A 20,761-nucleotide genomic window follows, 5' to 3' on the forward strand; every position below is an offset into this window, starting at 1 on the left:
GTCACGGATTTTCTCAAGGACTTTTGCGATTTTGCTTCTAAAGGCGATTGTTGACACCACGTCGCGGGCGCGCAAGATCGGTTCCATGCGTATCGTTTCCACTGTTCTCTTCCTGATTGTTCTGGCAGCTCCTTTGTTGGCGCAGGATCGTGTTTTTGTTGAACGTCAGTTTCAGAGCTGGCTGCAAAATACCGTCTGGCCACAAGCAAAGGCTAAGGGTGTTTCCAAGCAAACTTTTAGGCAAGCTTTTGATGGGGTGAAACTAAATTGGGATCTGCCGGATCTGGTGCCACCGGGCAGCCCTCAAAAAACACCAAAGGTGCAGCGTCAAGCCGAGTTTGGCTCGCCGGGTCGGTATTTTAATGCCGGATCCGTACAGGGCGCCACGTCGGTCGGCCGTAAAATGGCCAGGCGTCACGCAGATACCCTGGTACGCGTTGAAGCTGAAACCGGTGTGCCCGCCCGCATCATTCTGGCCATTTGGGGGCGCGAGAGTGGATATGGTCAGGTGCCGATCCGACACGATGCATTTCAGGTTCTGAGCACGAAAGGGTTCATGAGCACGCGCGCCGACTATTTCACCGCAGAACTGATCGCAGCACTGCAAATTGCTGAAGCGGGTCATGCGCAAGGAAGAGAGCTAAAGAGTAGTTGGGCAGGAGCATTGGGTCAGCCACAATTCATGCCAACAAATTTTCTGACTTATGCGCGCGATGGCGATGGCGATGGCAGGGCGGACATCTGGGGCTCAGCCGCAGATACTATTGCGTCGATTGGAGTCTATCTTGAAGAGCACGGATGGATTGCGGATCGCGATTGGGGATTTGAGGTTAATCTGCCCAATACCGTTTCATGCGCCTTAGAGGGGCCTGATCAAGGGCGTCTTGTTCGGGATTGGGCAGCAATGGGCGTCAGCCGTGTTTCCGGCAAACCTTTTCCAGCGCACGAACTGTCTGCCGAAGGTTATCTGATGATGCCCGCAGGTCGCAGCGGCCCGGCTTTCATCGTCACGCCTAATTTTTATGTCCTCAAAGACTATAATACCAGTGACCTCTACGCTTTGTTTGTGGGCCATGTCGGCGATCGCATCCAATACGGTGTCGGCGATTTTCGCGGGCGCTGGGGTGACGTCGGTAACCTCTATCGGTCGGACATCGCAACAATGCAGCAAGTGCTTGTTGAACAGGGTCATGATGTAGGCGGCATCGATGGTCTGCCTGGATATAAAACCCGGCGTTCGATCGGTCGCTGGCAAGCCGCATCAGGCCGTGCGCCGACATGTTTTCCAAATGACCGTTTGAAGGCAGCGCTGAAGCCCTGAAAATTGCCCTGATTCGCCATTTGCGCGTGTTGACGAAAACCCATTCGCCCTTTGCAATTTGTATGACTTCACGAAAATGTCACCAAAACAAAGCGTTTCAGAATAATCTTTCGATGCTCCCTTACGTTACGGTTTCAATCGATCTTTGAGCCTGCAATTCGACTTAAAACTCTTTACCTTTCTCCAAAAACCAGCAGATTTTGCAGCAGTGAAAGAAAACTTTCGCAATCGGCTTTCCGACGCTGCCCAATGGAAATGGTCTGAAATTTGGACTCTGCCGCGATCTAGATCAAGGTGAACGCACGGCAATTGTCGGAGACACACAGGTAGATGGGTATCCGCTGCAATAGCATGATAGCCCGACACCACATAATAATGGGAGTAATCACATGCACAAAATTGTCCGTACTTCATTGGCGGGGCTTTTGTCCTCGACCATCATAACTGGCGCAGCAATCGCTGCAGGAACCCACCCCGAAACCGGCGAAGCGCTGGCGGATGACCAGACGTTTATCTATCGCATTTTGGACGAGCACAGCTCGGTCGACCCGCAAGTGGTCGAAGATGTGTCGGGCGCCGAAATCGTGCGCGACTTGTTCGAAGGTCTCATGAACCAGGACGAAGATGGTAATCTGGTCCCCGGCGTTGCCACCGAATACTCGGTCAATGACACCAAGGATGTGTATACGTTTACCCTCCGCGATAACGCTAAATGGTCAAACGGAGATCCGGTTACCGCAGGTGACTTCGTTTTTGCCTGGAAACGTGCTGTCGATCCTGAGCTGTCATCGCCCTACGCGTGGTTCATGGAACTGATGTCGATTGAAAACGCGGCTGAGATCATTGCGGGTGAAAAATCAGTGGATGATCTGGGTGTCAAAGCCATTGACGACCACACTTTAGAAGTCACACTGAGCACGCCCCTCCCCTATTTCCCTCAGATGACCACGCATTCGACAACCTTCCCTGCGCCGCAGAAAGTGATTGAAGAATTTGGTGATGCATGGACCAAGCCGGAAAACATCGTATCGAACGGCGCCTATGTCCTGACCGAGCATCTGCCACAGGAACGTTCGGTGCGTGAGCGCAACGAGATGTACTGGGACAATGACAACACCATCATCGAAAAAGTTGTGGCATTGGTCATCAATGACGAGAATGTCGCCCTGACCCGCTACCTTGCGGGCGAGTTGGATCGCACCGAAGTTCCTGCTGGTCAGTTCCCGCGCCTGCAGCAGGAGCATCCGGATGAAGCCATCAGCTTCCCTCGTTTGTGCAACTATTACTATACCTTCAACGTCTCTGACAGCGGTCCCGAAGCGTTCAAGAACCCCAACGTCCGTCAGGCCCTGTCGCTGGCCGTGGATCGCGCGATCATCACTGAAAAAGTGATGGCTGGTGGTCAGCCCCAGGCTTACACGTTCGCACCCGCCGCCACTGCCAACTTCACGGTTCCGGACGTGGAGATGGCTTCGATGAGCCAGGCTGAGCGCGATGAGCTTGCAAAAGAGTTGCTGGCAGGAGCGGGCTATGGTCCGGATAATCCGCTGAGCTTTGAGATGGTTTACAACACCTCAGAGGCGCACAAGAAAGTGGCCGTGGCACTCAGCCAGATGTGGAAACAGAAGCTGGGCGTCAATGCCGAGCTGGCAAACATGGAATGGAAAGTGTTCCTGGAAGAGCGCGGTAACCAGAACTTCGAACTGGCTCGCGGCGCATGGTGTGGCGACTATAACGAAGCCTCGACCTTCCTTGATCTGCTGCAATCGGATTCCGGTTACAACGACGGTAAGTACAACAACGCACGCGTTGATGAGCTGCTGGCCGAAGCCAAAACTTCGGACGATCCGGCACCGCTTTATACCGAAGTAGAACGGATTATTGCACAGGAAACTCCTGTAATCCCGATCTATCACTATGCAGGCGTTTACATGATGGACAGCGATGTTGGGAACTGGCCCGTCAACAACGTCGAGCAGAACTGGTATTCGAAGAACCTGTACAAGGTCGCCGAATAATTGTGATAGAACCACGCCCTGTCCTGGAGGTTTCCGGGGCAGGGCCAATAAACATGGGGGCATGAAATGCTTGCCTACAGTCTGCGGCGACTGCTGATCGCCATTCCGACGATCCTGTTGCTGATCGTCGCCTGTTTTTTCCTGATGCACGTAGCACCCGGCGGGCCATTTACTTCAGAACGGCCGCTGCCGCCGCAGGTTCTGGCCAATATTGAGGCGCGCTATGGGTTGGACCAACCGTTGTGGAAACAGCTCTGGGACTACCTGTACAACATCGTCGTGCATTTTGATTTCGGCCCGTCCTTCAAATTCAAGGACAGGGACGTCAACGATATCATCGCCCAAGGGTTTCCGATTTCTCTGACCTATGGCTCGCTTTCATTTCTTGTCGCAACAGCCGTTGGTGTAAGCCTTGGGATCGCAGCCGCGATCAAACACAATAGCTGGATCGATTATTTCGCCGTTGGCCTTGGTATCGCGGCGCAAGCTCTGCCAAACTTCATCATGGGGCCGATCCTGATCCTTACCTTCACCCTTTGGCTGGGCTGGTTGCCGGGAGGCGGCTGGAACGGAGGTCAATGGCAATATCTGGTCATGCCGGTGATTGCGCTGGCAACATCCTATATGGGTTCGATTGCGCGGATCACGCGTTCGTCGATGCTCGAGGTTCTGAACTCGAACTTCATCCGTACCGCGCGCGCCAAGGGCTTGCCGACCAGAACCGTAATTTGGCGTCATGCGTTGAAACCTACGTTGTTGCCGGTTGTCTCATATCTCGGGCCGGTGTTCGTCTACGTGCTTACGGGTTCAGTCTTTGTCGATATCTATTTCTCGACCGGTGGTCTGGGTCAGGCCTATGTGGGCTCTGCACTATCGCGTGACTATGCGGTGCTGCTGGGGGTCACCATTCTCTATGGCGCATTGACCGTTGTCGTGAACCTTCTGACCGACCTGGCTTATGCCTGGTTTGATCCGAAAATTCGTTACTGAGGGGCAGGCTCATGCTCGGAAAATCTCAAAAAGCCGCCCATCTGGCCGAAGAAATCACAGATTACACGGTCATTCAGGGGCGCTCGCTCTGGCAGGACGCACGTATGCGTTTTGTCCGCAACAAGGCCGCAATGGCCAGTGTTTTTGTTTTGGGTCTGATCGTGCTGTTCACGATTATCGGGCCATATTTTGCAGCTTGGTCCAACGAAGAGATCGACTGGAACGTTATGGGTGACGTACGCGGCATGGGAATGCCCTCGATCGAGACTGGTCACTATTTCGGTGTCGATGATCTGGGGCGCGACCTTTACAGCCGTGTCATTCAGGCGACCACCACATCGCTACTGGTTGGTCTGATTGGGGCAGCAACTGCGTTGATCGTTGGCACTTGCTATGGCATTGCCGCTGGTTATATCGGAGGGCGTACCGACAGCGCCATGATGCGCTTTGTCGACATACTTCTGGCGATCCCGGCAACTCTGATCATCATCCTTCTGCTGGTCGTGGCAGGGCGGTCCTTTTTCATGCTGTTCATCGCGTTGGGTGCAGTCGGTTGGCTGACCATGGCGCGGATCGTTCGGGGGCAAACCCTGACGCTGAAGAACCGCGAATTCATCGAAGCCGCTCGCGCCGCCGGTGTCAGTGAGTTTACCATCATGTATCGCCACATTCTGCCCAACCTGTTGGGCGTTGTGATCGTGTACGCCTCGCTGTTGGTGCCCGAAATGATCCTGACCGAAAGCTTCATTTCGTTTTTGGGTCTCGGGATCTCGGAACCCTACACCTCTTTGGGCCGCCTGATTGCCGAAGGTGCCGGGACGATGGGCTATGGCACTTTGTGGCAGCTTCTTTATCCCCTGACTTTCTACGTCGCCATCATCATCACCATGTTTTTTATCGGTGATGGTTTGCGTGACGCTCTGGACCCGAAGGATCGCTGATATGAGTCTATTTTCCATCAAAGACCTGAGCGTTCAGTTCGACACCCCGGATGGCATCGTCGAAGCCGTCAAGGGCATCAGTTTCGACATCAATCCAGGCGAGTGTTTGGGCATCGTCGGCGAAAGTGGGTCGGGCAAAAGCCAGACCTTCATGGCAGCGATGGGGCTATTGCCTCCGGCTGGCCGCGCAACGGGGTCTGCCATGCTGAACGGTCAGGAAATCCTGAACCTGCCAGTGAACAAGCTGAACCGCATCCGCGGCGATGATGTCGGTATGATCTTTCAGGACCCGCTCACCGCCCTGACCCCGCATTTGCGAGTCGGTCAACAGATGCGCGAAGTTTTGCAAGTGCATGAGGGTTTGCAGGGCTCTGCCGCCAAAGCGCGATGCCTTGAATGGCTGGACCGCGTCCGCATCCCCGAGGCGAAACGGCGACTGGATCAGTACCCGCACGAGCTGTCGGGCGGGATGCGTCAGCGGGTCATGATTGCCATGTCGATGCTGTGCAACCCGAAATTGCTGATCGCGGATGAACCCACAACGGCGCTGGACGTCACCGTACAGGCCGACATTCTGGACCTGATGGTGCGACTGCAAAAAGACGAAGGCACAGCCATTGCTTTGATCACCCATGACATGGGCGTCGTCGCGCGGATGTGTGACCGCATACAGGTCATGCGCCTTGGTCAATTTGTCGAGGCCGGGGAAACCCGTGAAGTCTTTCGCGCACCGCAACACGAGTACACCCGCACCCTGCTTGAGGCGATGCCTCGCATCGACGCCGGTGACGCGCCCAAAGCCTTGGGCAAGATCGAAGAGCCACTGCTGCGCGTTGACGACGTCAAGGTTCATTTCCCAATCCATGTTCCGGGCGGATTGTTCGGCCACAAGGTGCCTCTCAAGGCCGTGGATGGTGTCAGCTTTGATATTCGCAAGGGCGAAACGCTGGGTGTTGTGGGTGAATCCGGTTGCGGCAAGTCCACGCTGGCGCGGGCGGTTCTACAACTGATCGAACCCAGTGCGGGCAACGTCAGCTGGCTGGGCCATCCGATCGTCGGGTTGAAACGGTCCGAGTTGAACAAATACCGCAAGGATCTTCAGATTGTATTCCAGGATCCACTCGCCAGCCTTGATCCACGGATGACAATCTCGGCCTCAATCGCGGAACCATTAAAAACCTATCGCCCAGACCTGACGGAACGCGAACGTAAGGACCTGGTCGCCGAGATGATGGAACGTGTTGGCCTGCCAACCAATATGATCAACCGTTATCCACATGAACTGTCAGGTGGGCAAAATCAGCGCGTCGGAATCGCTCGGGCAATGATCAACAAACCAAAGTTGATCATTTGCGATGAAGCCGTATCGGCACTGGACGTGTCCATTCAGGCTCAAATCGTGGAATTGTTGCGAGAATTGCAACAAGAGTTCGGTTTGTCGATGATTTTCATTAGTCATGACCTGTCAGTTGTACGCGCAGTGTCTAACCGAATCATGGTTTTGTACTTGGGTCGCATTGTCGAATTGGGCGATGGTGAAGTAATATGTTCTGAACCAATACACCCCTACACCAAATCCCTGATATCGGCGGTTCCGATTCCTGATCCGGATGTTGAGCGTAACCGTCAAAGGCTTAAAATACCAGGTGAATTACCGTCTCCGATGGATCCCAAGGCCACATTGCGTTTCTTACCCAGCAAGTTGTCCTCGGGTGAAACGGACTATGTCCCGCGGCTTAGCGAAATCGCTCCTGACCATTTCGTTGCCGAACATGATCCGCTTGATGCGATTATGGCTAACTCCTGACTATTCGCGCCCCGAAGCTTGAAGGTTTCAGGGGCGCGAATCCTACTTTTCGGCGCACCAAGTACTCTGTGTACCTTGGCTAGAACCACGTTTGGGTGTGTTTCGTTTTGACTCTGCGTGCAGGTTAATGGCAGATTCCATCGTGCCCGCTGCACTACTGTCGGGTGAGATTGATTGATGCGAATTTAAGTTTTATGTGAGAACCCCAGCGCCTACAAAGCGTTCGGGCAGACTATGGAAATCATGAGGTAACATGGCACGCAAAGTCACAAAGGCTATTTTCCCCGTCGCGGGTATGGGGACGCGCTTTTTACCGGCGACCAAATCGGTGCCGAAAGAGATCATGACTTTGGTCGATAGACCGCTGGTTCAATATGCAATTGACGAAGCGCGGGCAGCCGGGATCACCGAGTTTATCTTCGTGACGTCACGCGGGAAGTCAGCGCTTGAGGATTACTTTGACCACAACCTTGTGTTGGAGCAGGACTTGAAATCCAAGGGCAAAGACGATTTGCTTGAGATATTGAACGCGACCAATATGGAAAGCGGCGCGATCGCCTATATTCGCCAGCACAAGGCGCTGGGGCTTGGACATGCAGTTTGGTGTGCACGGCGACTGATCGGAGATGAGCCCTTTGCGGTAATGCTGCCCGATGATGTTATTGCTGCTGGCAAACCCTGCCTGCAGCAAATGGTCGAGGCCTATGAGGAAACCGGTGGCAATATGGTTGCTGCGATGGAAGTTCCAAACGAAAAGACAAGCTCTTACGGTATTTTGGATACAGGCCAAAACGTCGGTACGGTTGTCCGAGCCAAGGGAATGGTTGAAAAACCAAAACCTGAGGAGGCACCATCAAATCTCGCCGTAATTGGTCGTTATATTTTGGGCCCCTCGGTACTGTACAATTTGAACCAGAAGAAGAAAGGCAGCGGAGGCGAAATCCAGCTGACTGACGCGATCGCCGAGGATATCGGAAATGGCGTTCCTGTATTTGGTTACAAATTTGAAGGCCAACGATTTGATTGTGGCTCAAAGGCCGGTTTCCTTCAGGCCACGGTATCGTTTGCGCTGGCCCGCGACGATCTGCGTGATGATTTAAGTCAGTATCTGCATGATATCGTTTCGTCGGACCAGGCCGCGCAATAGGTAAGATGCTTCAACCAGTTGGCATTCATTGCAATAGCTCGACCCCAAGAACACAGAGAGCGAGGGCAGCATGAGGACCGTCTATCCGGTAATTTTATGCGGTGGCTCCGGAACACGGTTATGGCCCCTGTCACGCAAAAGCTACCCAAAACAATTCGTGCCGCTGATTGGTGAAACCAGCCTTTTGCAGCAATGTGCAAAGCGTCTTAAAGGACCCGTCGAAACGCCTTACGCAAAGCCGTTGCTGTTAACCAATGAAGCATTTCGTTTCGTTGTACCTGAGCAGTTGATGGCCGTAGGAATTGACCCAGGCCCGATACTTATTGAACCTGAAGGGCGCAACACCGCTCCGGCTGTCCTGGCGGCAGCTCTGCACCTTTCGTCCAGCGATCCCGATGCATTGATGCTGGTGGCCGCATCCGATCACGTCATTCCGGATGCTCAGGCCTTTCACGAGGCAGTTGCGGAAGGTATCCGTACGATTGATGAGCGCGGAGACCTTGTTACATTCGGAATCACGCCTGACGGGCCAGAGACTGGATATGGTTATCTCAAACTTCGGCAGATTCCCGACGTGTCGGGTGCGTCGATTCCTCTCGATCGCTTTGTTGAAAAGCCCAACCTGAAGAGCGCCGAAACGATGGTGTCCGAAGGTAGTTACCTTTGGAATTCCGGCATCTTTCTGTTTGCGGTCCGCGATATCCTTGCGGCCTATGACCAACATGCGCCGGATCTTGTAGCTCCGGTTCAGAACGCTGTTGATCAGGCTCAGTCTGACCTGGGCTTTCTGCGGCTTGACCCCATCGCTTGGAACTCAGTTCAGGACATATCGATCGACTATGCGGTTATGGAAAAGGCCAGCAACCTCAGCGTTGTTCCTTATGCAGCCGGTTGGTCAGATGTAGGCAGTTGGTCGGCGGTGCAGGAGCTCAGCAACCCCGATGCAAATGGGGTCGCTACCGCCGGTGAAGTCACTGCCATTGATTGCCACAATGTGCTGGTGCGCTCAGAATCTCCTGCACAGGAGGTCGTGGCGATGGGGCTGGAAAACGTGATTACAGTCGCGATGCCCGATGCAGTTCTGGTGGCCAGCATGGACCGCGCGCAGGATGTCAAACAGGCCGTCACAGCCCTGAAAGCAAAAGGCGCCAAGCAGGCGGAATCCCTGCCCGTCGATCATCGACCCTGGGGTTGGTTCGAAAGCCTCGTCATCGGAGACCGGTTCCAGGTCAAGCGTATCCATGTCCATCCCGGTGCATCGCTGAGTCTGCAATCTCACCATCATCGGTCCGAGCACTGGATCGTCGTGGAGGGCACCGCCGAAGTGACGATAAATGACGATGTTCAACTGGTGTCAGAAAACCAGTCGGTCTATGTGCCTTTGGGTGCGGTTCACCGGATGGTGAACCCCGGCAAAGTCCCCATGGTCCTGATCGAAGTACAAACCGGGACATATCTGGGTGAAGACGACATTATTCGCTACGAAGATGTATATGCGCGTGATTAACTTGGGTAGGTGGCGCTAGTAGCCCTTCGTCTCTGATTAAATCCCGCCATTTGCAATGCAGGTGGCTTTTTGACACTTCTCAAATCCTAACAAATCAAAAACCCAGCGTCCGGGTTCGTCAGGTGGGTTTCACTAATATTGCGGCAGGGTGGCGCGCGATCATTGTCAAAGCGACATCTCAGGAGGACGCCCGTGCCACAGAACTCACCCCGTTTGAACCTGCCCTTTATACAACCGTCTCAGGCCCAGAAACACGTGGCCAATAACGAGGCGCTTCGTACACTCGATGTTGTAGTCCAACTGAGCATAGTCTCCATCGAAGCGACAATACCGCCCGCTGCACCCGATCAGGGGGAAATGCATGCACTCGGCACGGCGCCCACGGGCGCTTGGGCTGGTCACGACGGCCAATTGGCAGCGTGGCTGGACCACGGATGGCATTTCTTAGCGCCGGAATTGGGGTGGCGGGCCTGGGACCAAAGCTCGGAGCAGTTGAAAATCTCGAACGGATCCGCCTGGATCGACCCGCCTGTCGATTTGCAGAATCTGCCAGGAATTGGCGTCGCAACCGGATCCAACGCACCAACCGGCTGGCGGTGCGTAGCCCTGCGACGTTGCTAACCCATGAAGGTGGTGGTCATCAGTTGAAGGTCAACAAAGCCAGCGACGGCGACACGGCCTCGCTTTTGTTTCAATCCAACTGGACCGGTCACGCCGAGATGGGCCTTTCTGGCAACACGGAGTTCTCGATCAAAGTCTCGCCAGATGGCGGGAGCTGGGTTGAAGCACTACGGTTTGACGCCTCATCTGGTATAGCGGGTGGCGCAGCCATACAGTGCAGCGCCAATGATACCACGCCTGGTCGCCTGATGCGGGCAGATTATGGATACGGGCCGGGCAACGTACTGGGCACAGTGTCACAAAACAGTGGTGTACCTTCTGGGGCTGTGATCGAGCATGGCAGTAATACAAATGGAGACTACACGCGATTTGCTGACGGTACCCAAATTTGTACAACAACTCTTGATGCTGTCGGATCTACGACCGCAACCGGTGCCTTGTTCACCAGCGGTTCTGCCAACTGGAATTTTCCCATCGCTTTTGCCGCTGGCAGCAAACCAGCCCTTAGCGGGAATGGTGGCGGGCTCGGGCGGTTTGTAGGATTTGACACGCCATCGGAAACACAAGCGACATTCCAGGTGCTGGCGGCAATTTCGGATGCCACAAATATTGAACCATCAATGATCGCCATCGGCCGCTGGTTCTGACAGCTCAGACCGTCCGGGCCATTGCGCGGGCGGTCACCTTTCGCGCAGATCGGTTTCTGATTGATCTAGAAACCACGCATAGGTCTGGCGAATTCCGTCGTTAAGACTGATGCCAGCACTCCAGCCCATACCTACGAGGCGCGATACATCCATCAGTTTTTGCATCGTGCCATCCGGTTTGTCTGGATCATACGTGATCTGGCCAGTGAAACCGACGACACCCGCAATGATCGTTGCGAGGTCTGCGATCGATGTATCGCTGCCCGTACCCACATTAATGTGGCTTAACATTGGATCAGTATTTGCCTCATATATTTTGCGCGGCAGGTCCAAAACAAACACCGACGCCTCGGCCACATCATCAACATGCAAGAACTCGCGTCGCGGATTTCCGGTTCCCCATATGACAACTTCATCTAGCCCATCACGCTGTGCCTCGTGAAAACGTCGGATCAGTGCCGGGAGCACGTGACTGTTTTCAGGGTGAAAGTTGTCTCCGGGTCCATAAAGGTTGGTCGGCATGACGGACCGGTAGTCTACGCCGTGCTGCCTGTTATAGCTTTCACAAAGCTTGATTCCGGCAATCTTGGCGATGGCGTAAGGTTCATTTGTCGGCTCCAGCGGCCCGGTCAAAAGCGCGTCTTCGCGCATTGGCTGGTGTGTTGAGCGCGGATAAATGCAGGAACTTCCAAGTAGCAGCAGCTGTTTTATACCTGCCGAAAACGCCTGATGGATCACATTGCATTCGATCATCAGGTTTTCGTAGATGAAATCCGCCGGATATGTGTTGTTCGCATAGATACCGCCAACACGGGCGGCGGCCAAAATCACGATGTCCGGACGTTCTGAGCGCATGAAATTCTGAACCTGAACCTGATCGGTCAGATCCAATTCGCTCCGCGTCCGCGTGATTAGCTCGAGTTTTTCACCTGCCTGCTGGCGCTGCTGCAGCCTTCGCAGAATCGCGCTTCCGACCATGCCGCGATGACCCGCTACATATATTCTGCGCGAACTGCCCATTTCAGCCGTTTTCCCGTGTGACTGGCGCAGCCATCCCGTGTTCTTTGAGCAGGGCATTGCGCCGTGCGATTTCCAAATCTTCGGCAACCATTTCGGCGCATAGATCTTGCACAGAGGTCTCGGGTTCCCAACCTAGTTTTTGCTTGGCCTTGGACGGGTCTCCCAACAGCGTATCAACCTCGGCCGGTCGGAAATAACGCGGGTTGATCCGCATCACGATATCGCCAGCTTTCAGGGCAGGCGCCTTATCACCCACTAGTTCGCGAACAATCGCAATTTCCTCGACGCCTTCCCCTGAAAACTCCAGCACCAAACCCAGCTCGCTGGCAGACCATTCGATGAATTGGCGCACGGAATACTGCTTGCCGGTGGCGATTACAAAGTCCTCGGGCGTCTCCTGTTGCAGCATCAGCCACTGCATCTTCACATAGTCCCGCGCGTGCCCCCAATCGCGCAAACTATCGATATTACCCATATGCAAACAGTCATCCAAACCTTGCGCGATGTTTGCAAGGCCACGAGTGATCTTACGAGTCACAAAGGTCTCACCTCGCCGGGGGCTTTCGTGATTGAACAAAATACCGTTGCAGGCGTACATCCCGTATGCCTCTCGATAATTTACTGTTATCCAATAGGAATACAGCTTGGCGACCCCATAGGGTGAGCGCGGGTGAAAAGGCGTTGTCTCGCGTTGCGGTGTTTCCTGTACCAAACCATAGAGCTCTGAGGTGGAGGCCTGATAAAACCGGGTCTTGCCCTCCAGTCCCAGAAACCGGATCGCTTCGAGCAGGCGTAGCGTACCCAACCCATCCACATCCGCAGTGTATTCAGGCGATTCAAAACTCACCGCAACATGGGATTGCGCACCAAGGTTATAGACCTCGTCGGGTTGCACTTCCTGAATGATCCGGGTCAGGTTCGAGGTATCGCTTAGATCACCATAATGCAGATGCAGTCTGGGATCTGGTTCATGCGGATCCTGATAGATATGATCAATCCGCTGCGTATTGAAAGACGATGCGCGACGTTTGATACCGTGAACGTCATAGCCTTTGGCAAGCAACAGCTCGGCCAGGTAAGAGCCATCCTGACCCGTAATACCGGTTATCAGTGCTGATTTGCTCATGATTGTGCCCCGATGGTTCTACTTCGCCTGTTTATCCTTCCAGAAACAGCAAGACTCGGCCAAATGCAAGCTAACGGGGAATTCGAAAGATCGGTTATAATGCCGCTGTCCAGACTCGATAGCGGCCCTGCCCTGTCAACTCGCGGATCAGCCCCCTGTCGCTGAATTTATCCAGATTTCGCTGTACCGCCGCGCGCGAGGCCCGGGTCAGCTCTTCGGCCAATGGTGCCGACACCATCGGCCAAGCTGTTAGCGCGTCGATCAACACTGGTGGAGTTCGCCCACTCAGATCTGATACAGCCTCGCGGGCACGTCCTTCCCAAGCGCTGATCCGGTCCAGATGCAGCAGAGCTGCAAGCGAGGCCTGACCTGCCCCGCCTATCCAGGCGGATAGCTTTTCATCCAATGAGCCTGCACCGCGCAACGCACCCGGTCCCGACAAGGAAAGCGGCATGAACAATGCTCCACCTCGCCCCATCGATGCCGCATGGCGGGCTGCAATAACGGCAGCTTCGGTATCCTGTCCTATGCCCGGAGAGAGAGCGCGCCACGCGTGGAACCCGATTGCAGCCTGAGTCAACGGGTGCAACGCAACCACATTCCGCATCACTTCGGCCAGATCTGTCACGGTCTCTGGGGCATCCTCGATGCCCTGGCCCTGACGATCCAGAAAAGCGGTCAGCCCAGCGTCCCATCCGCCCTCCGATGGCCCGGCACCCGAGGATAGTCGCCGCACCGCCCAACCTGCCCGGTACAATGCCTGAACGTCATCACTCGTCGCACCGATCCGCAATCCGGTCCATAGCGCGAGACGGTCGACGCTGATCCGGTCTCCGGTCCACCAGCCCAAATCCGACACTTCCATCAAGGCCAGACGGTGACCCCATCCTTTCGGCCCTGCGCGCAAACGTTCATCCAGTGCCCCAAAAGTCACGGCCAGATCGGCAAGCTCAGCGGACAGTTCAGATTGAGCCGCACGCCAATCCCTTGGATCAAAAAGGAGGCTTTGATCAGGCGTTGGGACAGACGGAAGAAATTCTTCAGGATCTTCTTCATCCGCTGGAGGGAGAAACCATAGATCCTCTTCATCCGGTGGATCGGTGTCATAGATGCTGCGCGGCCCTGCGTCCAGGGCCTCATCATCGTCTTGGTCCGGTTCTTGAGGGATCGGCTTCATATCTGGCATTCTTCGAGCATTTGCCGCAGTTCACAAGGGGTTTCCCGAAATCCCGATAATCAACCCGCAAAGGCCACGGTCAGAGCATGCAGCTCTCCACTCAGATCTGTCTCGCGATCGCCACCCAACAGCATATAACCATACCCATCTTTTGCCCATGTCGCGGTTGATAGGCCGCTCAGCACTGCAAGATTAACTGCCTTCGATGGGGCATTTGGACCTTGCCGGATCACGCAGAACGCAAATGGATTTCCTTGTGCATCAGCAAAGACAACCTGAACCAATGGCTTGCCTTTGAATGATAAAACCTGTGTGCGCTTCAGGTCGAGGCCGGGAAGATTTTCCAGCACCTCCCGATTTAAGGATCGGCCGAGTTGAGCCTCAGCCTGAGCAAATTGCGCGTCCAGTTTTTGCGGAGAGTTATCCAGATCAGCAATCGTTTCGGCTGAATAGAGTGATTGATAAATTGCGGCTTGCTCTGCCCAGCCCAAAGCCTTCGGACGCGTCACCCAGAAGGTTGCGGATACTGCGATAACGGCAACCGAAGCCGCAACCGCTAGCAATCGAAGAGGTCCTGATTTGTATTGCTGCGGAGTGGGCGCAGGTAGATCAATTTCAGGAACCTCAGCCGGGACGTCATCAAAAACCTGCTGCACAACAGGGGCAAACGGATCCAACGCCATCAAACGGGCTTCAAGACCCGTATCCTCTGCCACGGCCGCTTCGATGGCGTGGACTTCGGCCTCATCAAGGCTGCCCTCCAGATAGGCCAGAAGTGTTTCGTCGGAAAACTTCATTTGCCACTCCGTTGCACCGCGTCGTCCGCTTCGTGCTGCATTACGGTTTTCAGTTTCTGCCGGGCGTTGGACAACCGGCTCATGATTGTGCCGATGGGAACATCCAGCATGGCCGCAGCTTCGCGGTAACTGTACCCTTCTACAAATACAAGCATCACCGTTTCGCGCTGCGCCTCTGGCAGTTGCATCACTTGAGTAAACACCTGAGCGGCGAAAATATTCGTTTCTGAATCGGGTCCGTGTCCACCAATTCCGCCTCAGGTGTAACCGACAATGCTTGCGCCTTGCGCACAGACCGTGCCCGTATCTCGTTCAACCAGATCGAGCGGCAGATCGTCATCAGCCAGCTGTCCAACCGATCATATGAAGTTACCTGATGGTGCTTTTCTAACGCCCGCAAGGCTGTTGCCTGCAGCAAATTGTCCGCAACATCCGATGCACCCGACAGCGCCAATCCAAACCGCCAGACCCGTTTCGAATGGGCCTGGATCGCGCCGCGCACGGCTTGTTCGGTGTTCATCTCAACACTCATCGAATAAATCGCGACCTGTGTGTGTTTGCTTTGTCATGGGACCGGGCCCGCTTGGTCTGAACTGTCATAGACTCTGGAGGAATGAAATGAAACTTCTGTTCAAAACAATCACGATTGCGTCGGCTTTTGTTGCAGGTCCCGCGCTGGCCGCTGATTGGACACTGAATCCCAGCGCCTCTCATCTGGCCTATGGCACGGTTAAGATCGTCGATGTGGGCGAGGTCAATTCCTTCACCAATGTATCAGGCCAGGTCAGCGAGGATGGCAAAGTTGAGATCGATATCGACCTGTCCTCGGTCGAAACGAATATCGATATCCGCAACGAGCGGATGATCGAACATGTGTTCCGCAAGGCAGCAACAGCCACACTGACCGCAGAGATTGATTTGGATGAGGTGTCCAAGTTGGATGTGGGTTCCAGCAACACGGTTGAAGTGGATGCCAAACTGTCCTTGGCGGGAACGGAGGTTGAGTTCTACACCGATATGTTCATTTTGCGCGTGGCCGAAGACACTGTCATGGTGTCAACCAACGATATGGTCTTCATCAGCACCGAGGATGCGGGCGTCTCAGCAGGTGTCGACAAGCTAATGGAGCTGGCGCAACTTCCCAGCATCACTCGTACTGTACCAGTGACTGCAAGACTGATGTTCAATCTCGATACCTGAAGATCAACCAAAGTACGGGGTCAATTTTGACCCCGACTTTGCCCCCCAAGTATCGCTCAAGCGGTAGCCACCGGGCCAAGGGTCTTCCGGGTCCAGCATGTGCTGGTGCGTGCCCGTAATCCAACTCCGCCCTGAGATTTCCGGGGTGATCGCCACGCGCCCATTCAGATCGAGCTGATCCACGATGCGGCAGCGAAACTCGCTGTCGATAACCGAGCGCGCGTGATAGCGGTCATTCATCGACATCTGACCTTTGGCCAGCAAAACAGCCATTCGGGCCGAAGCACCGGTGCCGCAGGGCGAACGATCCAGCTTGCCGGGTTTGATGGCGACGGTATTACGACCGGTGAGGATATCACCCTGCCGATCCAACGGGCCTGCGATCTGGCAGAATGAAATGTGGTTCCAGTCCTTGGTGGGATGATTAAAGCCAAGCTGCTCATTGGCCGCATCGGTGATACGCGCACCGGTTCTGGCAAGATCAGCGCCTTCATCAGGCGTCAGGTCAAAACCCAGACCAGCTGCATCGACAATTACAAAACTGTCGCCACCAAACGCGGTATCTACGCGCAGCGTCCCGATGCCCTCAACCTCGATCCGGGCATCCAGCTTGTCGACGAAACTTGGCACGTTCTGCACATAGATGCGTTCTGCCTTGCCATTTCGGCATTCGGCGCGAACGCGAACCAGCCCCCCCGGAGCTTCCAATGTCAAACGAGTTTCTGGTTCATGCATCGGAAGGATGCCGCTATCCAGCAATACCGTAGAGACGCAGATGGAATTCGAACCGGACATCGGCGGCGTGTCTTCCGGCTCCATGATGATGAAAGCAGCATCGGCCTCGGGGTTTTTTGGTGGCACCAGCAGATTCACATGGCGAAAGACACCGCCGCGGGGTTCGTTCAGCATGAAATCCCGCAGGGTCTGGTCTTCGGCGATAAAGGCCCTCTGGTCCCACACGGTCTCGCCCGGAGGCGGGGCGACCCCTCCGACGATGACATCGCCTACCTCACCTTCGGCGTGGGCCGAGATCACATGGATGGTTTTGGAACTGCGCATATGGCCTCCTGAAAGCCGCTGGTTAATGCGCAGTCATGCAAAACAACTTCGGTCTGGCAAGCCCTATCGCAGCCGCTGACCCGACTCGGGATCGAACAGCATCGCGCGTTCGGGCCGGATCGAAAGCCCGATACGGTCACCGGTCGTACTGCGTTGGTCGTCCCGCTCTTCCACAATCAGCTTATCGCCATTGGGCGTCAGCAGATAAGAATAGGATACACCACCCAGCGCTTCGGTCAGATCAACAGTGCAGGTGTCACCGCTTCGATCCACCTGAATATGCTCCGGGCGAATGCCCAGAGTCACTTTCGTTGCCCCATTCGGAACGCTTTCGGTGACCGGGATCGCATCAGTCAGCGCAAGGTGCCGCACCATGCCATCCACGACATCGCACTCTAAGAAGTTCATGGCCGGAGAGCCAATGAAGCCCGCCACGAATCTGTTATCGGGGTCACGATACAGGTCCATTGGGGCACCCACCTGCTCGATCCGGCCGTCGCGCAATACCACAATCTTGTCGGCCATGGTCATCGCCTCGACCTGATCATGCGTAACATAGATCATCGTTGCGCCGATTTCCTGATGAAGTCGTGCAATCTCGACCCGCATTTCAACACGCAATTCCGCGTCAAGGTTCGATAGCGGCTCGTCAAATAGGAACACTTCCGGGCCGCGTACAATGGCACGCCCGATTGCCACTCGCTGACGCTGACCACCAGACAACGCTTTTGGTTTGCGTTGCAGATATTGATCGAGTTTCAGGATATTCGACGCTTCCTGAACCTTCTGGTCAATCTCAGCCTTGGCTACACCGTTCATCCGCAGGCCAAAGCCCATATTCTCGGCCACGGTCATATGCGGATACAGCGCATAGGTCTGGAACACCATCGCCACCCCCCGCTTGGCCGGGTCGACATGCGTGACTTCACGTGCACCGATATGGATCTCACCATCCGAGGTTTCCTCAAGCCCCGCGATCATCCGCAACAACGTAGACTTGCCGCAGCCCGAAGGGCCCACGAACACGCAAAACTCGCCATCTTCAATCTGCAGATCGATCCCGTGAATGACCTGAGTCTGGCCATACCGTTTGATCGCGCCTTTCAGGGTTACACCTGTCATGTTGCTTGCATCCTATTCTGTTGGCCCTCGGGGAACCGCCACGCCTGTGCTTCTGTGCCAATCTGCTCAGCGACGCGCCGGACGCGTGGCACCCAAGATTTTAATTGTTCGAAATCCATCCTTCCGGTCGATCCCGTCACCGATAGAGCCCCTAACATGCGGCCCCCGGAGGTCAGGATCGGGCAGGCAATACAGATGATGCCGGGCTCATGCTCTTCATCATCAACCGCGTAACCCCGGTTGCGGATCAGCTCGAGATCGGCTCGCAATGCCTTCTCCGAGGCCAGTGTCTTGTCGGTGAATCGGTGAAAGCTTTGTTGCGAGATCGTCTTCTCCAACTGAGCCTCGTCCAGATAAGCCATCATCGCCTTACCGACGCCGGTACAATAAGCCGGGCCAACCTTGCCGGCCTCGGAATACATCTCGATCGGTCGCTGAGCATTGCGTTTATCCACGTAAAGCACCTGACCGGAATCAAGCTGCGCCAGGTGCACCGTTTCCCCTGTCTCGGCGCTGAGGGCGTCCAAGAAAGGCCGCGCAATGGGCGCAAGCGAGCTTTGGGTCCATGCCGAATGAGCCAACCGCACCAACCGCATCCCCGGAGAATATGTTTGCCGTTCCGGTTCGTAATGCAGCATGCCCTGATTGGTCAGCGATTGCAGAAAGCGATACAGCGTCGCCTTGGGGAATTTGCTGCTTTCCAGCAATTCCCCAAACCGCACAGGGCGCCCGAAGGCCGCGACCTGTTCCAACACATCACATGCTTTTCCTATTGTTCCGTCACCTGCCACGGGTGCCTGTTCTCCTCCATTTTCCCCCGGCTATGGGTACGAGGGTCTTGACAAGACTAGCCGAGTCGATGTGTAGTTTTCAATATATAAAACAAGGTTTCAATATTTGGAACCAATATGGAAGCTTAAGGGAGGAAACTATGCATTCCATGTTCAAGCGCACAGCAGCTGCTTTGGCTGCCAGTGTGGCACTTGCTGCGCCTGTTGCAGCTGAGCTGACCGGCGAGCTGCGAATCTTCCTCGATACATCCAACCCGGCGCCGCGCGCGACGATGGAAGCGATGATCGAGCGATTCGCGGCTGAACATCCCGGTCTGGAAATCGAGACCACCGTGATCGACCGTGAGGCATACAAGACTCAGATCCGCAACTTCCTGACGGCGGACACGCCTGACGTTGCCACGTGGTACGCTGCCAACCGGATGAAGCCATATGTCGAGGCGGGCCTGTTCGAGGACGTCTCAGATCTGTGGGCCGAGCCTGAAATCGCCGACAATCTGGCATCGACCAAAGGCGCGATGACCATTGATGGAAAGCAATGGGGTGTCCCGTACACATACTATCAATGGGGGGTTTACTATCGCAAAGACATCTTTGATGAACTTGGCTTGACCGAGCCAACCACTTGGGAAGACGAGCTGGCCAATTGCCAGAAGATAGTTGATTCAGGCCGCGCCTGCTACACCATCGGCACCAAGTTCTTGTGGACAGCTGGTGGCTGGTTTGACTACTTGAATATGCGCACCAACGGGTTCGATTTCCACAACCAACTCGCAAATGGTGAAATCAGCTGGGAAGACGACCGGGTCAAGCAGACCTTCGCCAACTGGAAACAGCTGATCGACATGGGCGCGTTCATCGACAATCACCAGACTTATAGCTGGCAGGAAGCCCTGCCCTTCATGGTCAACGGCGAGGCGGCGGCCTATCTGATGGGCAACTTCGCCGTGGCGCCCCTGCGTGAGGCGGGTCTGACGGACGATCAGCTGGATTTCTACCAGTTCGTTGCCATCAACCCCGATGTCGAACTGGCCGAAGATGCGCCGACGGACACGTTCCACATTCCGGCCAATGCCTCAAACAAGGAAGCCGCGCGTGAGTTCCTGCGTTTTGCGGTTTCCGCGGACGAGCAGACCGAAATCAACAACGGTGCAAACCTCGGCCAGTTGCCTGTGAACGCGCAATCTGCGGTAGATGACGACAAGTTCCTGCAGCAAGGTTTCACGATGCTGTCGTCGAACAGCCCTGGCGGTGTTGCCCAGTTCTGGGACCGTGACGCACCAGCAGAAATGGCCAAGGTCTCGATGGAGGGCTTCCAGGAATTCATGGTCAAGCCTGACAACGCGGATAAGATTCTGGCCAAGCTGGAACGCGCGCGTGAGCGCATCTACGACAACTAAGTGTAATTAGGGCCGAACTCAGTTCGGCCTTAAACCATTCAAAATCGTAGGGCGGGCTTCAGCCCGCCTT

20 protein-coding genes are annotated in these 20,761 nt (G+C 55.1%); 11 read left to right on the forward strand and 9 right to left on the reverse strand.

Going from position 1 to position 20,761, the window contains the following annotated elements; genetic code table 11:
* Nucleotides 1–85 precede the first annotated feature (85 nt).
* The 9 genes from ACR0KN_RS11770 (at nt 86) to ACR0KN_RS11810 (ending at nt 10,999) form a co-directional block, all read left to right on the forward strand.
* On the forward strand, nt 86–1,321 hold the full coding sequence (locus ACR0KN_RS11770) for a lytic murein transglycosylase (RefSeq protein ID WP_480653696.1): 1,236 nt from the start codon (nt 86–88) through the stop codon (nt 1,319–1,321).
* Between the two features lie 389 nt (nt 1,322–1,710).
* Nucleotides 1,711–3,339 (forward strand): peptide ABC transporter substrate-binding protein, encoded by a 1,629-nt coding sequence (locus ACR0KN_RS11775; RefSeq protein WP_480653698.1) that lies wholly within the window; start codon nt 1,711–1,713, stop codon nt 3,337–3,339.
* A 66-nt stretch (nt 3,340–3,405) separates the two neighbouring features.
* Nucleotides 3,406–4,329, forward strand: coding sequence for an oligopeptide ABC transporter permease OppB (oppB, locus tag ACR0KN_RS11780; protein ID WP_010441494.1), 924 nt, complete (start codon nt 3,406–3,408; stop codon nt 4,327–4,329).
* 11 nt (nt 4,330–4,340) lie between these two features.
* Nucleotides 4,341–5,270, forward strand: a complete 930-nt coding sequence (locus tag ACR0KN_RS11785) for an ABC transporter permease subunit (RefSeq protein ID WP_170475103.1) — start codon at nt 4,341–4,343, stop codon at nt 5,268–5,270.
* Between the two features lies 1 nt (nt 5,271).
* Nucleotides 5,272–7,077 carry an ABC transporter ATP-binding protein gene (locus ACR0KN_RS11790; RefSeq protein ID WP_480653701.1) on the forward strand — a complete coding sequence of 602 codons (1,806 nt, stop codon included), beginning with the start codon at nt 5,272–5,274 and terminating at the stop codon, nt 7,075–7,077.
* Between the two features lie 253 nt (nt 7,078–7,330).
* The gene (galU, locus tag ACR0KN_RS11795) at nt 7,331–8,224 is read left to right on the forward strand and encodes a UTP--glucose-1-phosphate uridylyltransferase GalU (RefSeq protein WP_170475110.1); all 894 of its coding nucleotides are present in this window, start codon (nt 7,331–7,333) and stop codon (nt 8,222–8,224) included.
* 70 nt (nt 8,225–8,294) lie between these two features.
* On the forward strand, nt 8,295–9,731 hold the full coding sequence (locus ACR0KN_RS11800) for a mannose-1-phosphate guanylyltransferase/mannose-6-phosphate isomerase (RefSeq protein WP_480653703.1): 1,437 nt from the start codon (nt 8,295–8,297) through the stop codon (nt 9,729–9,731).
* Nucleotides 9,732–9,923: 192 nt separating this feature from the next.
* On the forward strand, nt 9,924–10,352 hold the full coding sequence (locus tag ACR0KN_RS11805; protein ID WP_480653705.1) for a DUF2793 domain-containing protein: 429 nt from the start codon (nt 9,924–9,926) through the stop codon (nt 10,350–10,352).
* Entirely contained in the window at nt 10,328–10,999 is a 672-nt protein-coding gene (locus tag ACR0KN_RS11810) for a hypothetical protein (protein WP_480653707.1), read from the forward strand. The genes ACR0KN_RS11805 and ACR0KN_RS11810 overlap by 25 nt, the downstream gene beginning before the upstream one ends.
* A 33-nt stretch (nt 11,000–11,032) precedes the next feature.
* Here ACR0KN_RS11810 and fcl read toward each other — a convergent pair whose 3' ends face one another.
* The 6 genes from fcl to ACR0KN_RS11840 form a co-directional block, all read right to left on the reverse strand.
* Complete coding sequence (fcl, locus tag ACR0KN_RS11815) at nt 11,033–12,019, reverse strand: GDP-L-fucose synthase (RefSeq protein WP_480653708.1); 987 nt, start codon at nt 12,017–12,019, stop codon at nt 11,033–11,035.
* Nucleotide 12,020: 1 nt separating this feature from the next.
* Nucleotides 12,021–13,145 (reverse strand): GDP-mannose 4,6-dehydratase, encoded by a 1,125-nt coding sequence (gene gmd / locus ACR0KN_RS11820; protein WP_480653710.1) that lies wholly within the window; start codon nt 13,143–13,145, stop codon nt 12,021–12,023.
* A 94-nt stretch (nt 13,146–13,239) separates the two neighbouring features.
* Entirely contained in the window at nt 13,240–14,322 is a 1,083-nt protein-coding gene (locus ACR0KN_RS11825) for a helix-turn-helix domain-containing protein (protein ID WP_480653712.1), read from the reverse strand.
* A gap of 59 nt (nt 14,323–14,381) precedes the next feature.
* The gene (locus tag ACR0KN_RS11830) at nt 14,382–15,119 is read right to left on the reverse strand and encodes a hypothetical protein (protein ID WP_480653714.1); all 738 of its coding nucleotides are present in this window, start codon (nt 15,117–15,119) and stop codon (nt 14,382–14,384) included.
* Nucleotides 15,116–15,307, reverse strand: a complete 192-nt coding sequence (locus ACR0KN_RS11835) for a sigma factor-like helix-turn-helix DNA-binding protein (RefSeq protein WP_480653716.1) — start codon at nt 15,305–15,307, stop codon at nt 15,116–15,118. Before ACR0KN_RS11835 ends, ACR0KN_RS11830 begins: the two co-directional genes overlap by 4 nt.
* Entirely contained in the window at nt 15,307–15,639 is a 333-nt protein-coding gene (locus tag ACR0KN_RS11840; RefSeq protein WP_480653718.1) for an RNA polymerase sigma factor, read from the reverse strand. The genes ACR0KN_RS11835 and ACR0KN_RS11840 overlap by 1 nt, the downstream gene beginning before the upstream one ends.
* A gap of 98 nt (nt 15,640–15,737) precedes the next feature.
* On the opposite strand from ACR0KN_RS11840, the gene ACR0KN_RS11845 reads away from it, so the two are divergent.
* Nucleotides 15,738–16,319 (forward strand): YceI family protein, encoded by a 582-nt coding sequence (locus tag ACR0KN_RS11845; protein ID WP_480653720.1) that lies wholly within the window; start codon nt 15,738–15,740, stop codon nt 16,317–16,319.
* A gap of 3 nt (nt 16,320–16,322) precedes the next feature.
* Here ACR0KN_RS11845 and ACR0KN_RS11850 read toward each other — a convergent pair whose 3' ends face one another.
* The 3 genes from ACR0KN_RS11850 to ACR0KN_RS11860 form a co-directional block, all read right to left on the reverse strand.
* Nucleotides 16,323–17,378: a trans-3-hydroxy-L-proline dehydratase gene (locus ACR0KN_RS11850; RefSeq protein ID WP_480653722.1), complete on the reverse strand. Its 1,056-nt coding sequence runs from the start codon at nt 17,376–17,378 to the stop codon at nt 16,323–16,325.
* A 63-nt stretch (nt 17,379–17,441) separates the two neighbouring features.
* On the reverse strand, nt 17,442–18,500 hold the full coding sequence (locus tag ACR0KN_RS11855; RefSeq protein ID WP_480653724.1) for an ABC transporter ATP-binding protein: 1,059 nt from the start codon (nt 18,498–18,500) through the stop codon (nt 17,442–17,444).
* On the reverse strand, nt 18,497–19,291 hold the full coding sequence (locus ACR0KN_RS11860) for an IclR family transcriptional regulator (RefSeq protein ID WP_170544097.1): 795 nt from the start codon (nt 19,289–19,291) through the stop codon (nt 18,497–18,499). Before ACR0KN_RS11860 ends, ACR0KN_RS11855 begins: the two co-directional genes overlap by 4 nt.
* A gap of 140 nt (nt 19,292–19,431) precedes the next feature.
* On the opposite strand from ACR0KN_RS11860, the gene ACR0KN_RS11865 reads away from it, so the two are divergent.
* Nucleotides 19,432–20,691: an ABC transporter substrate-binding protein gene (locus tag ACR0KN_RS11865; RefSeq protein WP_480653726.1), complete on the forward strand. Its 1,260-nt coding sequence runs from the start codon at nt 19,432–19,434 to the stop codon at nt 20,689–20,691.
* Nucleotides 20,692–20,761: the final 70 nt, after the last annotated feature.

This window comes from Ruegeria sp. AP7 (assembly GCF_056539905.1).

Bases quoted from the DNA above. Each gene is read 5' to 3' on its own strand.
- ACR0KN_RS11850 (WP_480653722.1), bottom strand. From the start codon at position 17,378: ATGCGCAGTTCCAAAACCATCCATGTGATCTCGGCCCACGCCGAAGGT.
- ACR0KN_RS11775 (WP_480653698.1), top strand. From the start codon at position 1,711: ATGCACAAAATTGTCCGTACTTCATTGGCGGGGCTTTTGTCCTCGACC.
- ACR0KN_RS11825 (WP_480653712.1), bottom strand. From the start codon at position 14,322: ATGAAGCCGATCCCTCAAGAACCGGACCAAGACGATGATGAGGCCCTG.
- oppB (WP_010441494.1), top strand. From the start codon at position 3,406: ATGCTTGCCTACAGTCTGCGGCGACTGCTGATCGCCATTCCGACGATC.
- ACR0KN_RS11835 (WP_480653716.1), bottom strand. From the start codon at position 15,307: ATGCAACTGCCAGAGGCGCAGCGCGAAACGGTGATGCTTGTATTTGTA.
- ACR0KN_RS11790 (WP_480653701.1), top strand. From the start codon at position 5,272: ATGAGTCTATTTTCCATCAAAGACCTGAGCGTTCAGTTCGACACCCCG.
- ACR0KN_RS11830 (WP_480653714.1), bottom strand. From the start codon at position 15,119: ATGAAGTTTTCCGACGAAACACTTCTGGCCTATCTGGAGGGCAGCCTT.
- ACR0KN_RS11845 (WP_480653720.1), top strand. From the start codon at position 15,738: ATGAAACTTCTGTTCAAAACAATCACGATTGCGTCGGCTTTTGTTGCA.
- gmd (WP_480653710.1), bottom strand. From the start codon at position 13,145: ATGAGCAAATCAGCACTGATAACCGGTATTACGGGTCAGGATGGCTCT.
- ACR0KN_RS11855 (WP_480653724.1), bottom strand. From the start codon at position 18,500: ATGACAGGTGTAACCCTGAAAGGCGCGATCAAACGGTATGGCCAGACT.
- ACR0KN_RS11770 (WP_480653696.1), top strand. From the start codon at position 86: ATGCGTATCGTTTCCACTGTTCTCTTCCTGATTGTTCTGGCAGCTCCT.
- ACR0KN_RS11800 (WP_480653703.1), top strand. From the start codon at position 8,295: ATGAGGACCGTCTATCCGGTAATTTTATGCGGTGGCTCCGGAACACGG.
- ACR0KN_RS11840 (WP_480653718.1), bottom strand. From the start codon at position 15,639: ATGAACACCGAACAAGCCGTGCGCGGCGCGATCCAGGCCCATTCGAAA.
- fcl (WP_480653708.1), bottom strand. From the start codon at position 12,019: ATGGGCAGTTCGCGCAGAATATATGTAGCGGGTCATCGCGGCATGGTC.
- ACR0KN_RS11865 (WP_480653726.1), top strand. From the start codon at position 19,432: ATGCATTCCATGTTCAAGCGCACAGCAGCTGCTTTGGCTGCCAGTGTG.
- ACR0KN_RS11785 (WP_170475103.1), top strand. From the start codon at position 4,341: ATGCTCGGAAAATCTCAAAAAGCCGCCCATCTGGCCGAAGAAATCACA.
- galU (WP_170475110.1), top strand. From the start codon at position 7,331: ATGGCACGCAAAGTCACAAAGGCTATTTTCCCCGTCGCGGGTATGGGG.